The organism is Nocardia sp. NPDC057455, assembly GCF_042802775.1.
GTDB lineage: Bacteria > Actinomycetota > Actinomycetes > Mycobacteriales > Mycobacteriaceae > Nocardia.
The window spans coordinates 50,549-63,946 of sequence record NZ_JBHVDM010000021.1 but is presented as its reverse complement, the minus strand read 5'-3'; the positions used below and the strand labels follow the sequence as shown (position 1 = coordinate 63,946).

Here is a 13,398-nt window from a genome sequence, read left to right as displayed (position 1 = left end):
ACATTGGTCGCGTGACGAACGAACAGTCGCTTGCCGAGCCGGTCAGCACTTCACCGGATGAAGAAGGCTGGCGCCCCGACGTCCTGGGCTCGCGGTACCAGCAGCGCACGCTTGCCCTCGGCCCCGATCCCGACGGCGAAGGCTCGGTGGTCGCCACGCTGGTGCGCTACGTGCCCTCCGGCGCCGTGGAGCAGACCGCGGGCGCGGTGCTCTACGTCCACGGATTCACCGACTACTTCTTCCAGGAACACCTCGCCGAGCACTTCGCCGCGCGGGGGTTCCAGTTCTACGCGCTCGACCTGCGCAAATGCGGCCGGTCATTGCGCGACGGGCACACACCGCACTATGTGACGGATCTCGCTTTCTACGACCGCGAGCTGGCGGAAGCGTTGCGAATCGTCCGGGCCGAGACCGGCGCCCCCGTCGTGCTCAACGCCCACTCCACCGGCGGTCTGGTCGTGTCGCTGTGGCTGGACCGGCTCAACCGCGCGCAGGGTACGGCCGCCGCGGGCATCACCGGTGTGGTGCTCAACAGCCCGTGGTTCGACCTCCAGGGTCCCGCGTACTACCGGACCGTCGGGACGCCGATCATCAAAGCGGTCGGACGCTTCCGGAGGATGGTCCAACTGCCCGGCGGCAAGATCAGCACCTATGGCGACAGCCTGCACCGCTCGGTGTCCGGCGAGTGGGATTACAACCTGGACTGGAAGCCGCTGCACGGCTTCCCGGTGCGGCTCGGCTGGCTGCGCGCGATCCGCAACGGCCACGCGCGGCTGCACCAAGGCCTCGACATCGGTGTGCCCTCGCTGATCCTGCGCTCCCGGATCACCAAATTCGCCAAGGAGTACGGCCCGGCCGTGGACGTGGCCGACGCGGTGCTCGACGTCAAGCAGATCCAGCGCTGGTCGGGCTGCCTGGGCGACCGCACCAACATGGTGCCGATCGACGGCGCCAAGCACGACGTGTTCCTCTCCGGGCCCGAACCGCTGGCCCAGGCCTTCGGCGAACTCGACAACTGGCTCGAGTGGCTCGCGGGCTACCAGGCCGCGGCGGGCGCGAAGTCACCAGAGGCTGGTGCGTAGCACGATCTCGGTGGCCAGTTCGTGGCCCGCTTCGGTGGCCACGTCGGTGACGTCGACCTCCACCACCCGGAACTCGCCGTAGACGAACCGTCCCGACGCGTCGGCCACCGAGCGCGGCAGATTCTTGGTGACCAGCAGCGTGGTCGGCACCTCGACCGGGCCGGTCGCCGCGTCCGTCACCGTTCCGTCGGCGCCGGGTGTGGCGGGATGGCCGCGATCGGCCACGACCAGGCTCTGGAAGCGGCCGAAGCCCCGTGCGCACGCCTGCCAGGCCAGCACCGCGCCCGCTCCGCACCCGGCCACGTTCACCCAGGGCAAGCCGAGTTCGTCCAGGATCGCGGTCACACCGGCCGCGTCGAGGCCCTCGCTCGACTCCACCGTGAAGGTGCGCAAATCCGAGGTGTGCAGGCGGGCGCACACCTGATCGAAGACGTCCGCCGTATCACCCGCGTCGGGCAGCAGCAGCACGCTGTGCCGGGATTCCGGCCCGTCGATCCGCACGGTCCACGCCCGGTCACCCACCGTGATCTGCCGAGATTCCATGCCGAATCACGCTACACGGATCAGGACATCACGTCGGCGGGTCGGGGTGCCGGAATCACGCGAGCAGGCGCATCCCGGCCCGCTCACCCGCGTTGTGATCGAAGGTGACAGTCAGCTCACACCCGGCCTCCTGACCGAGTTGCTGGATCAGCGCGTCGGCGAAGTCCGCGCCGTCGGCGGCCCGCCGCAGCGCCTGGCGCACGGTGTCGGCGCGCTCGACCACGATCTCACTGGAGTCGAGCAGCCCGAGCAGCACGTCGGTGACGGCCTCGGGATCTTGCTTGTAGCCACGGCGCAGCACCCAATGGATCTCGGCGAGCACGATCATCGTGACGTAGCCGGGTTTGCTCTCGCTGAGCCCGTCGATGACCTGGTTGGCCCGGGCGGACTGCTCCGGGTCGTCCTGGGTGAGGTAGCGGATCAGCACATTCGCGTCCAGACCGATCATCCTTGCTTGCCTTCCACCACGTTGCCCGCGATCGCCTCGTTCATCTCGGCGAGCCCGATCGGCGCGCCGGACCAGCCGAGGATGCCTTTCAGCGCCTTGATCGTGCGGGTTTCGGGCACCAATTCGTAGGTGCCGTCGGGCGTGGGCACGAACGCGACTCGAACGCCCGTGCGTAAACCCATCGCCACGCGCACATCGATCGGGATCGTGATCTGTCCCTTACTGGTGACCGTCGCCGACACCACATTCGTCCCTCGGCCGCTGGGCCTTTTCTCCGCCGCCATCTTCCTCACACCCGACCGTTCCGATCGGCTCCGAGCCTTACCTGAAGCCGAATTCCTTACTGCAAGGTAAGGCGCACGGTGGTTCGCGTCAACCGATACGGTCGCCCGCGAGGACCGCGTCGGTGGTCAGGACGGGCAAACCGGCGGGCGCGCCCCTGGCGAGCAACTGCTCGAGCGCGGCGATATCGAGGTGGTCCTCGACCAGATCGGCCAGCAGATCGAGCTGCGCGGCACGCGCCGTCGAGACCGAAACATTCTCGGCCACAACGAAACCCGTCCGGCCCGCCGCCGTGGCCACCGCGCGCAGCCACGCACGGCGCAACTCGTCGGACTCCAGCAGCCCGTGCAGATGAGTGCCCCATACCGCGCCACGAACACTGCCTTCCGGCTCGCCGTCGACGGTGAGCCACGCCGGGTCGCCGCGGTGCGTGACGCGGCCGTGGTGGATCTGGTAGCCCCGCACGGCGACTCCCCCGGCGTGCCCTTCGCTACGGCGCAGCACCTTGGATTCGGCGAACTCGACGATCAGATCCAGCAGCCCCACACCGTCGACCTCGCCCGCGCCGGACTCGACGCGGTCCAGGATGCGGGTGCCGAGCATCTGGTACCCGCCGCAGATGCCCAGGATCGGCCCGCCCGCGGCGGCGCGTGCCCGCAGGGCGTCGGCGATGCCGGTACGCCGCAGCCACCGCAGATCCGACACCGTCGCCTTGCTACCGGGCAGGACCACCAGATCGGCGCCCGCCAGCCGGGACGGCTCGGTCACCCAGCGCACCGCCACGCCCGGCTCGCAGGCCAGCGCGTCCACGTCCGTGGAGTTGGAGATGCGCGGCAGCCGGATCGCGGCGACGGTCAGCCATTCGGCGCCCACCGGTGGCCGAGGGCGCCCGACCGGTGCGTCGGCCAGGGTGCCCAGCGAGTCCTCCGCATCGATCCAGAGGTCCTCGGCATACGGCAGCACGCCGAGGGTGGGGCGGCCGGTGAGCTCGGTGAGACGCTCCAGCCCCGGCCGCAGCAGTTCCACCGCGCCGCGAAACTTGTTGACGATGAAACCCGAGATCAATCGCTGATCCTCGGGTTCCAGGATGGCGACGGTGCCGAACAGGTGGGCGAGCACGCCACCGCGATCGATGTCCCCGACGAGCAGCACGGGCAGTTCCGCGGCGCGCGCGAGACCCATGTTCGCCAGATCCGTCGCGCGCAAATTGATCTCGGCGGGCGATCCGGCACCCTCGCACACGACCACGTCGAATTCGGCACGCAGCGCGGCGAGGTCGGCGGCCACCACCGCACGCAACTCCCGGCGATGCCGGAAATAGTCCTCCGCGCCGACAGTGCCGATCGCCCTTCCCCGCACCACCAACTGGGAACGACGGTCACTGCCCGGCTTGAGCAGCACCGGATTGAACCGCACGCTCGGCTCCAGCCCGCACGCCTGGGCCTGCAACGCCTGCGCCCGCCCGATTTCCCCGCCGTCCAGCGTCACCACGGAGTTGTTGGACATGTTCTGTGCCTTGAACGGGGCGACGCGCACGCCGCGCCGCGCCAGCATCCGGCAGATCCCGGCCACGACCACGCTCTTCCCCGCGTCCGAGGTCGTGCCCGCGACGAGCAGCGCGCCCTTCATCGCGGTCCGGTCATGCGGTACGCGGCCATCCGGGCGACCGGATCGCGACCGGCCAGGCCGCCGCTCACGGGAGGGTCAGGATCTCGGTCCCCGACTCGGTGACCACCAAGGTGTGCTCGAACTGCGCGGTCCACTTGCGGTCCTTGGTGACCACGGTCCAGCCGTCGTCCCAGATGTCGTAGTCGATGCCGCCGAGGTTGATCATCGGCTCGATGGTGAACGTCATGCCCGGTTCGATGATGGTCTCCACCGCCGGCTGGTCGTAGTGCAGCACGACCAGCCCGCTGTGGAACGTCGGGCCGACACCATGGCCGGTGAAGTCGCGCACCACGCCGTAGCCGAACCGGTTGGCGTAGGACTCGATGACGCGACCGATCACGTTCAGCGCCCGGCCGGGCCGTACGGCCTTGATCGCCCGCATGGTGGCCTCCTCCGTCCGCTCGACCAGCAGGCGCACCTCCTCGTCGACGTCACCGGCGAGAAAGGTCTTGTTGGTGTCGCCGTGCACGCCGTCGATGTAGGCGGTGACGTCGATATTGACGATGTCACCGTCCTCGATCACGGTGGAGTCCGGAATGCCGTGGCAGATCACCTCGTTCAGCGAGGTGCAGCACGACTTCGGGAAGCCCTTGTAACCCAGCGTCGACGGGTACGCGCCGTGGTCGCACATGTACTCGTGCGCGATCCGGTCCAGCTCGTCGGTGGTGACGCCGGGCGCGACCGCCTTGCCCGCCTCTTCCAGCGCCCGCGCGGCGATCTTGCCCGCGATGCGCATCTTCTCGATCGTCTCCGCGGTCTGCACCCAGGGCTCGCGGCCCTCATCGGCGGTCTTCTTCCACGCGTACTCCGGGCGCTCGATGGCGCGCGGGACTTCACGGGTCGGCGACAACGTTCCGGGGACGAGGGGCTGGCGAGTGCGGACAGACATAGCGAACAGCGTAATCGGACGACCGCGCCGATGCCGAGGGCCAGCGGGAACAGGCCTGGACCACGGTCCGCTTCAGCCCGGCACGCCTACCCCGCCGATGACAGTCGCAGCCTTCCGCACCCTCGGCGCCCGCGACTCCGGCCAACCAGGGAGTTCGACCGGCGCACGACCGAGTTCACGACTGCCATTTCGCTCGTCGACACGACCTCCGGTGCCGCGACCACGCCTCCGACACCGAAGGCCGCCCGCTCGCCATACCATGGGCGAGGTGTCCGTACTACCTCTGATCTTCACCGCGGGCTGGGCGAGTGGCGTGAACGCCTACGCGGTGGTCCTGCTGCTCGGGCTCTTCGGCCGGTTCGGGTTCGCCGATTCCGTACCGGAAGCGTTGCAGCGCACGGATGTCCTGATCGCGGCGGCGGTGTTGTTCCTGATCGAGGCGGTGGCGGACAAGATCCCGTATCTCGACTCGTTCTGGGACGCGGTGCACACGGTGGTACGGCCGATCGCGGGAGCCGTGGTCGCGGCGCTGCTGGCCGGACAGGACGGATCGTTGCCGGAACTGGCCGCGGGTGCAGTCGGTGGCACGGCCGCGCTGGTGAGCCATTTGGTGAAGGCCGGAACGCGGATGGCCGTCAACACCTCCCCGGAGCCCGCCAGCAATATCGTGGTCAGCACCGCCGAGGACGTGACCGTCGCCGGGGTTGTCACCCTCGCCGTCTTCCACCCCTTGGCCGCGGCGGTGATCGCGGCGATTCTGCTCGCCCTCGGTCTGGCGCTGCTGTATTTCTGCGCGAGCCGAATCCGTCGCTATCGGCGGCGGCGGCACGCCCGCCGGGCAGCGCGCGCGGGCGACCGCGTACGAGTCGCGGAATAATTGCCACGCAGCGAAATCGGTAGCGGGCGTGCCGCGCCAGTCGACCACGCGGCACGCCGGGCGGGGCGCCCCATTGCGCCCGCCGTCACTGTGCCGGCGACGCAATCGCCCGGTCGAAGTCATTGGTCGGATGACTCACACCGGAACGTCGCCATTTCGGACGAGTGACGCTGCGGGGCAGTGTCACTACCGCGGACGAGACCACCGTGGCGACGAAATCATTGTTCGGGCAAACGGCGGCGGCCACCGGCCACGTCGGTTACCAGATCAGTGTACCCGTCGACGAGTTCGGCCAGTTGATACCAATGTTTATGGGTATTGTCGCTGCGCGCGCCCTCGGTGTGAATGATCTGATTCGCGTTCACCCAGCTACGCGCCATCCGGTCCACCACGGCGCCCAGGCTTTCGGTGTGCAGCGAGGCCCCGTTGCGATGCTGTGGGATCTCCTGCGCGACCCAGTCGTTGATGTCGTCGACGAGTTCACGACGCCGGCAGTCGATTTCGGCGAGAAGTGCGGCATCCACCACGTGCACGCGGTGCTGGTGCAGCTCGGCGAGTGCGTGTGCGGACCGCAGGAGTTCCCGGTCTTGGAAACGCCGCCCCTGGAAAGCGCACAGCAATTGTGGTGCGGTCGGTAAGACGCCCACTGTCGGCGCGCTCATCGGCGCCACCCGAGTTCACCCGACACCAACGCTCTTTGTACCAACATAATTGGCTCTCGATTCCGTTATCCCGGCCATCGGATCGTTGTCACAACTAGGCTAGCTGGATCATGCACGTACAGATGCAAGAACGCAAGATTGCGTCCGCATTCTGCGGTCAAGGGCTCCTGACGGCGCGTGAACGCCCAGAGCAGACCGGCCGCAACCCTTTTCGGCTCGCCGGTCGAGTGCTCTCCACACCGGGCGGCGATGGTGTGCCTCGCCGGCCGTTCCCGACTTCTGGTCACCCGCACGGTCGCTTCTCCTCCCGCGGGTACGAATTCGCCCACCGCCGCGAACCTTCGGTTGCCGGGAGTGCGCCGCTCATCCTCACCGGCCTCGGCGACGCGGCACGGATCGTGTCGCACCACGGCACCGATACCGATACCGGCGCGGCGACTTCAGCGCGCCGGCCGACTACCTTGCCGTCAGAGCTGGGTCGCCGCGGCCAGCAACGTCAGCACCGGTAGCGTTCCCTGCACCGCCGCTCCTCTGGCGAACCGCCGGTCGTGCGCCACCAGCACCACCGCCGCGGCCAGCATCGACCCGCATCCGCTGAGTACCAGCGCCCATCCCGCTTCCGGCGCCGACCGCAGGATCGCCACGCCCACAAGGGTGGTCACCGCGAGAAACAGGTTGTAGAAGCCCTGATTGAACGCCCATGGCCGCGCCGCGGGCAGTTCGGCTTCGGAAATACGGAAAACCCCCCGGTACACCTTGGGGTCGCCGAACCGCACCGACTCCATGACGAAGATGCCGACATGGAGCACAGCGGCCGCGACGGCGAACACCTGTACCACCCAGAGCATTCGACCTCCTCACGATGCGCGACGACCGGTGACGCCACAACGGATCCGGCGAAGATCCGCGCGACAGCCCGGTCGACTCCGGCGTGCCGAGGCATCTTATGGCCCGAGCAGCGCGCAGCACATCCCCGACACGCCGCCGCACGATTCGGTCAACCGGCCAGTCCGAAAACACGCCGCGCGTTGCCGTCGAGGTACAGCTCGCGGGTCTCGTCGTCGAGGCCGAGGGCGGCGAGTCCGTCGAGCGCGTGCTGCGGGAAGATCATCGGGTAGTTCGTGCCGAACAGCACCTTGTGGCGGCCGCTACCGGACTTCAGATAGGAAACCAATTCCGCCGGAAGACGTTTCGTCGTGTACGCCGAGGTGTCGATGACGACGTTCTCGTGCTTGCGCGCGACGGCGATCATCTCCTCGGTCCACGGGTAGCCGACGTGCCCGCAGACGATCGTCAGCTCCGGGAAGTCGAGCGCCACCTGATCGATGTACGGGATGGGGCGCCCGGTCTCCGACGGCCGCAGCGGACCGGTGTGCCCGACCTGCGTGCAGAACGGCACACCCGACTCCACGCAGGCCGCGAACAACGGGTAGAAGCGCCGATCGGTCGGCGGGAGTTCCCACAGCCATGGCAGCACCCGTAGGCCCTTGAACCCTTCCTCCACGCGGCGGCGCAGTTCCCGGACCGCCTCCATCGGCCTGCGCAAGTCCACCGACGCGATCGCAAGCAGGCGCTCCGGCGCCTCCGCCACCCAGGCCGCGACCTCGTCGTTGGAGATGAGGACCCCTTCCGGCGCGTGCCACGCCGAGATGAGGGCTCGGTCGACGCCTGCGGCGTCCATCGCGTCGAGGGTGACCTCGAGCGGGATTTCGTCGGTCGGTATCACGGCTCCGGTCCACCGCCGTAGCGAGGCGAACATGTCGTGGGCGAGAAATCGCCGCGTCGGATGTTGCGCCCAGACGTCGATGGTCATGCGCGGATTCTGACATACGTCATAGCTGCTCGACACCCCTGCGACGGCATCCGCTCCGCGCGGTCTACCTGGTGACAGAGGCCGCCGGACAGCTGCTTCCGCGCCTCCGAGGCATGTAGCCATGCCGAGGCGCGAATCCTGCGCCCTCGGGCATCCAGCAGCGCAGCGCCCACCTCACCTGTTCTTCTATATCAAGCGTAATAGTCAGTGGCCTGGTTCGCTGGGCATAAACTGGGTATCTACCGCAGGACTAAGACATCCGACGCAGAGCAGGGCCATGGCCGGTTCGGACCCGTTCGCCACACAGCACGATCGGCCTCCAGGTATCGAGCGGGAACTGGAGGGCGCGGGTCTCGACGACCCCGAAGTGATCGGCAAGGGCGGATTCGGTGTGGTTTACCGATGCCGGCAGCGGGCGTTGAATCGCAGCGTCGCGGTCAAGGTCCTCACCGCACGGCCGGAGCTGGAACCGGAGAACGTCGAACGATTCCTGCGCGAGCAACAGGCTATGGGTGCGCTGTCCGGCCACCCGAATATCGTGCCGATCCTGCAAGTGGGAACCACCCGCAGCGGGCGGCCCTACCTGGTGATGCCGTATCACTCGCACGGTTCGCTGGAGGACCGGATCCGCCGGGAAGGTCTCCTGCCCGTGCCCGAGGCGATCGGGATCACCGTGAAACTGGCAGGCGCCTTGGAGACCGCGCACCGTGCCGGCATCCTGCATCGCGATATCAAACCGGGGAATGTCCTGCTGACCGATTACGGCGAGCCGCAGCTCACCGATTTCGGGATCGCCCGGGTGGAAGGCGGATTCGAGACCACCACGGGAGTGGTGACCGGCTCGCCCGCGTTCACCGCGCCGGAGGTGCTGCGTTCCGGCGTGCCGTCGGTCGCCTCGGACATCTACGGGCTCGGTGCGACGCTGTTCGCCATGGTCACCGGTCACGCGGCGTACGAGCGCCGCTCCGGCGAGCAGATCGTCGCGCAGTTCCTGCGCATCGCCGCCGACCCGCTGCCGAATCTGCGGCTCGACGGCATCCCCGACGAGGTGGCCACCGCCATCGAGGTCAGCATGGCGCACAACCCCGCCGACCGTCCGGCCTCGGCCGCCGCGTTCGGCGACCTGCTACGCGATATCCAGCGCGGCAACGACATGCCGGTCCAGCAGATGACGCTGCCCACCGGCGATCGACCCGCGCCCGAAGACCTCAGCACGCGCCCGTTGACCGCCACCGCGCGGTTCCCCACTCCGCACCCCAAGACACCGCCGACACCCGAGACCAAATTCCGCCCGGCGATGTCCACTCGGCCGCTGGTCCAGCGCGAGCGCCTGATCAACGCGTTGCAGACCGAGCCGCGCCCGCGCCTGGCCGTCATCCATGCCCCGGCCGGATTCGGCAAGAGCACGCTGGCGGCCCAGTGGGCCAAGCGCCTCGCCGAAACCGAGAAAGTGGCGGTGGCCTGGTTGAACGTCGACCGTGACGACAACAACGTCGTCTGGTTGCTGACGCATCTGATCGAGGCGATCAACCGCGTGAGCCCGGCGCTGGCTCCCGACCTGGCACCGGTCCTGGAAGAGGGCGACGCGGCCGCCGCACGCTACGTACTCACCACACTGGTCGACGCCATCGACAAACGCGACGAGCGGTTCGCCTTGGTGATCGACGACTGGGATCGGATCACCGATCCCGCCGCCGTCGATGCCCTGCACTATCTGATCGAGGAGGGTCCGCAGCACTTGCAGGTCATCCTGACCAGCCGATCGCTCGAGGGTCTGCCGCTCGGGACCATGCGCGTGCGCCACGAGTTGGTCGAAATCGACGCCGCCGCATTGCGTTTCGATGCCGACGAGGCGCGGGCGTTCCTGGCCGAGCAGACCGGGCTCACCCTGGCCGACACCGAGAGCGCCGAGCTGCGCGACTACACCGAAGGCTGGGCGGCGGCATTGCAGCTGGCGTCGCTGTCACTACGCGAGCACCCCGATCCCGCTTCGCTGATCGCCCACCTGTCGGGGCGTGATCATGCCATCGCCGAGTACTTGGCCGAGAACGTGCTCGACACCGTCGAGCCCGAGCTACTCGACGTGCTGCTCAAAACCTCGCTGCCGGCCCGGGTCTCCGGCAGCCTGGCCACGGCCCTCACCGGACGGCCGCAGGGGCAGGACCTGTTGGAGAACCTCGAACGCCGCAATCTGTTCCTGCGCCGCGTCGACGAGAGCGGCGATTGGTTCCGCTACCACCATCTGTTCGCGGAGTTCCTGCGCAGGCGACTCGAACGAGACCATCCCGAGCGAGTTCCCGAACTCCACCGCGCGGCGGCCGCCTGGTTCGGCGATCACGGGATGCTCAGCGAGGCCATCGACCACGCGCTGGCCGGCAACAACGGGGAGATGGCCGTCGACATCCTCGAGGCGAAAGCCCGTGCGCTGGTCGAAGACGCGCAACTGGCGACTTTTCTCGGACTGGTCGCCAAACTTCCGCCCGCGGCCGCCGCCGCGCGCCCTCGGTTGCAGATCGCGATCGCCTGGGCCCACGCGCTGCTACGCAGGCCCACCGAATCGCACGCCGCGTTACGGCTGGTGCGGGCGGCGCTGGACAAGGCTCCGGAGGCCGATCCCGATCTGGCGCTCGAAGCCGATCTCATCGAGTGTGTGGAGCGCGCGTTCGCCGACCATCCGGAAGGCGTGGACGCCGTGGTGAGCAAATGCCTGGGCCGGGCCGACACATTGGGTCCGTGGGTACTGTGCGAAGCCGCGAATCTTGCCGCGTTCACCGCGTTCAGCCGGTTCGACTACGTGCGGGCGCGGGAATGGCACGACTGGGCCACACCGTTCTACCGGCAGACCCGCAGCACGTTCATCTTGATGTACAGCCACAGTCTGGTCGGCGTCGCGGCGCGGGAACAGCTCGATATGGGCGAGGCGGAGCGCAGCTTCCAAACCGCGCTCGACGTCGCCAAGTCCTCGGGCCCGCGGTCCTACGCCACTCGCTTGGCAGGCGCCATGCTCGGTGAGTTGCTCTACGAACGCGACCAGCTCGCCGCGGCCGAGCGCCTGCTGGACGAAGCAGGGCGGCTCGGCACCGAGGGCGGCCCGGTCGACTTCCTGATGGCCAACTACGCCACCGGCGCCCGGATCAAGGCCCTGCGCGGTGACCTGGCCGCCGCCGCGCGCAGGCTGGACGAAGGCGCCGAGGTGGCGCGCGCCCTCAAGCTGCCGCGGCTGGCCACCCGCATCGCCAACGAGCAGGTCAGGCTCGGCCTGACGGCCACCTACGTCACCGAGCCGCCTGCCGGGGAAAGCGGTATCGCCACGATGACCGCGGAACTACGCGAGGATTCCGCGATCCGGATGCTGCTGCGTTCCGGAGCGCTCAAGCGCGTTGCCGCCGCGTCCGCGCGCGCCCGGCAGTTGCGGGATTCGATCGACGCCGATCGACGCCCCCGGGCCGCGGCGCAGGCGTCACTGCTGCTCGCCTCCTGCCTCGCCGCGGCGGGAAAGACCGAATCGGCGAAGGACGAGTTGGTCCAGGTAGTGATCCGGTACGCCGACGCCGGGCTCATCCGGCCGTTGCTCGACGAGGGGCCCTGGATCATGTCGCTGTTGCACAGCTTGGACTACGACCTGCGCGAAGGGCGTTGGGACGACGAACGGCCGATGGTCCCGCCGAGATTCCTGCACAGGTTGCTGGCGCGCTGAAACTTCTCGCGAACGGCTACCGGAACTCCACGGCGGTCACTCCGACCACGTTTGCGCGTCCCGGCCTCGCGTCCACGGAACATCACCGACCGGATTCGGCTCGCGCGAAGATCCCGTGGGGCCGAGCGACCGACCGTTTCCTCGGCTCACAACACCGGTTGCGGACCGCGTGAGGTGTCGGTGTCCAAAATGTGCAACACCCACCGGCCCTTACCGTCGGCCTTGGCCCGGTAGAGGCCGGTGTCGGCGGCGTCGAGCAGCGATTCGGCGTCCGCGCCCGCGACCGCCGTGACGACCGCGCCGATGCTGATCGACATGCGTAGTCGCCGGTCACCGGCCGTGATGGGATCGACCAGCGCCTCGAGCAGGCTGTTCGCCACGGTAGCCACTCGGTGGTCGCTGGCAGGCGGCGGGATCAGCGCGACGAACTCGTCACCGCCGATGCGGGCCACCAGGCACCCCGATCCGCGCACACTGTCCTGCAGGCGCCCGGCGACCGCGGTCAAGATCTGGTCACCGGTTCCGTGACCGTAGCGATCGTTGATGTGTTTGAAGCGGTCGATGTCGACGAAACACAATCCCGCGCGATCCCCGTTGCGGGCCTCGGCGATCATCGCGTCGATCCGTTCGATGAGATGGCGCCGGTTCGGCAGTCCGGTCAACGGGTCGTGGCGGGCCTGGCGGTGCAACTCCTCGCGCATCCGGTGCTGCTCGGTGACGTCCTCGCCGACCGCGAGCAGATAATCGCTCTGCCCGTCCGCACCCTTGACAAAGGTGATGGCGAACGACGCCCACCCGTAGCTGTCGTCGGCGCGACGGATCCGCTGTTCCAGGCGCACCGTGCCTTGCTCGGCCGGAACCAGCTTCTCGTACACCAGCGTGCGGATGCCCTCGCGATCGCTGGGGTGCGCGAAGTCGTAGACGGACACCCCGCGCAGGGCTTCCGCCGGGATTCCGATCATCTCGGCCAAGCCGCGATTGACGTCGAGCAACGTACCGTCGGTGTCCCCGATGGCGATCGCGATCGCCGCGTTGTCGAAGACCACCCGGAAGCGCGCGTCGTCGGATCGGCGTGCCTCACGCACCGCTTCCTCGTGCGAGCGCGCCTGTGCCTCGTATCCCTGCCCGACCGCCGCGAGCAGCGCCGCGAGCCGCCGTCCGGTCTCCGGAGCTGTCCGGTGCTCGGCCAATCCGTACAGGACCTGGGCGGATGTACTGGGCACGGCCGGGCCGACCAGCCCCGCGGAGACCAGCGCCGCACCCACGCGGAGACCGGCGCCCGCGTCGAACGGCTCTGCCTCCAGACCGGAGACCAACTCCTCGATCATCCCGAGCAGCACGAATTCGGGGTCCGGTACAGACGCGGACCCACCGGCGACGGCCTGCAGGGCGCGCCACCACAAGTTCGCCATCCTGGCGAGTTCGATCTGTTCCACC

At 68.5% G+C, this 13,398-nt stretch carries 12 protein-coding genes; 3 read left to right on the top strand and 9 right to left on the bottom strand.

Going from position 1 to position 13,398, the window contains the following annotated elements:
* Positions 1–11: 11 nt before the first annotated feature.
* Positions 12–1,082, top strand: a complete 1,071-nt coding sequence (locus ACFU5M_RS11645; protein WP_379047724.1) for an alpha/beta hydrolase — start codon at positions 12–14, stop codon at positions 1,080–1,082.
* Here the strand turns inward: ACFU5M_RS11645 and ACFU5M_RS11640 are convergent.
* From ACFU5M_RS11640 to map, 5 genes are all read right to left on the bottom strand, one after another.
* Positions 1,062–1,625 (bottom strand): alpha/beta hydrolase, encoded by a 564-nt coding sequence (locus ACFU5M_RS11640; protein WP_379047721.1) that lies wholly within the window; start codon positions 1,623–1,625, stop codon positions 1,062–1,064. The genes ACFU5M_RS11645 and ACFU5M_RS11640 overlap by 21 nt on opposite strands.
* A 55-nt stretch (positions 1,626–1,680) precedes the next feature.
* Positions 1,681–2,073 (bottom strand): PIN domain-containing protein, encoded by a 393-nt coding sequence (locus ACFU5M_RS11635; RefSeq protein ID WP_039799424.1) that lies wholly within the window; start codon positions 2,071–2,073, stop codon positions 1,681–1,683.
* Positions 2,070–2,357, bottom strand: a complete 288-nt coding sequence (locus ACFU5M_RS11630) for an AbrB/MazE/SpoVT family DNA-binding domain-containing protein (RefSeq protein ID WP_379047718.1) — start codon at positions 2,355–2,357, stop codon at positions 2,070–2,072. The genes ACFU5M_RS11635 and ACFU5M_RS11630 overlap by 4 nt, the downstream gene beginning before the upstream one ends.
* An 88-nt stretch (positions 2,358–2,445) precedes the next feature.
* The gene (locus tag ACFU5M_RS11625; RefSeq protein WP_379047715.1) at positions 2,446–3,984 is read right to left on the bottom strand and encodes a cobyric acid synthase; all 1,539 of its coding nucleotides are present in this window, start codon (positions 3,982–3,984) and stop codon (positions 2,446–2,448) included.
* A 64-nt stretch (positions 3,985–4,048) separates the two neighbouring features.
* Positions 4,049–4,912, bottom strand: coding sequence for a type I methionyl aminopeptidase (map, locus tag ACFU5M_RS11620; RefSeq protein ID WP_379047712.1), 864 nt, complete (start codon positions 4,910–4,912; stop codon positions 4,049–4,051).
* Positions 4,913–5,180: 268 nt separating this feature from the next.
* Between map and ACFU5M_RS11615 the strand changes: the two genes are divergently transcribed.
* Positions 5,181–5,789 carry a DUF4126 domain-containing protein gene (locus ACFU5M_RS11615; protein ID WP_379047709.1) on the top strand — a complete coding sequence of 203 codons (609 nt, stop codon included), beginning with the start codon at positions 5,181–5,183 and terminating at the stop codon, positions 5,787–5,789.
* 218 nt (positions 5,790–6,007) lie between these two features.
* Here the strand turns inward: ACFU5M_RS11615 and ACFU5M_RS11610 are convergent, their stop codons facing one another.
* From ACFU5M_RS11610 to ACFU5M_RS11600, 3 genes are all read right to left on the bottom strand, one after another.
* Entirely contained in the window at positions 6,008–6,451 is a 444-nt protein-coding gene (locus tag ACFU5M_RS11610) for a DUF4254 domain-containing protein (RefSeq protein WP_379047706.1), read from the bottom strand.
* Positions 6,452–6,918: 467 nt separating this feature from the next.
* Positions 6,919–7,299 carry a DUF1304 domain-containing protein gene (locus ACFU5M_RS11605; RefSeq protein WP_379047703.1) on the bottom strand — a complete coding sequence of 127 codons (381 nt, stop codon included), beginning with the start codon at positions 7,297–7,299 and terminating at the stop codon, positions 6,919–6,921.
* A gap of 149 nt (positions 7,300–7,448) precedes the next feature.
* Positions 7,449–8,264: an amidohydrolase family protein gene (locus tag ACFU5M_RS11600; protein WP_379047700.1), complete on the bottom strand. Its 816-nt coding sequence runs from the start codon at positions 8,262–8,264 to the stop codon at positions 7,449–7,451.
* A gap of 277 nt (positions 8,265–8,541) precedes the next feature.
* Between ACFU5M_RS11600 and ACFU5M_RS11595 the strand changes: the two genes are divergently transcribed.
* Positions 8,542–11,961, top strand: a complete 3,420-nt coding sequence (locus ACFU5M_RS11595) for a protein kinase (protein WP_379047697.1) — start codon at positions 8,542–8,544, stop codon at positions 11,959–11,961.
* Positions 11,962–12,107: 146 nt separating this feature from the next.
* Here the strand turns inward: ACFU5M_RS11595 and ACFU5M_RS11590 are convergent, their stop codons facing one another.
* On the bottom strand, positions 12,108–13,397 hold the full coding sequence (locus ACFU5M_RS11590) for a diguanylate cyclase domain-containing protein (protein WP_379047694.1): 1,290 nt from the start codon (positions 13,395–13,397) through the stop codon (positions 12,108–12,110).
* Between the last annotated feature and the right edge of the window lies 1 nt (position 13,398).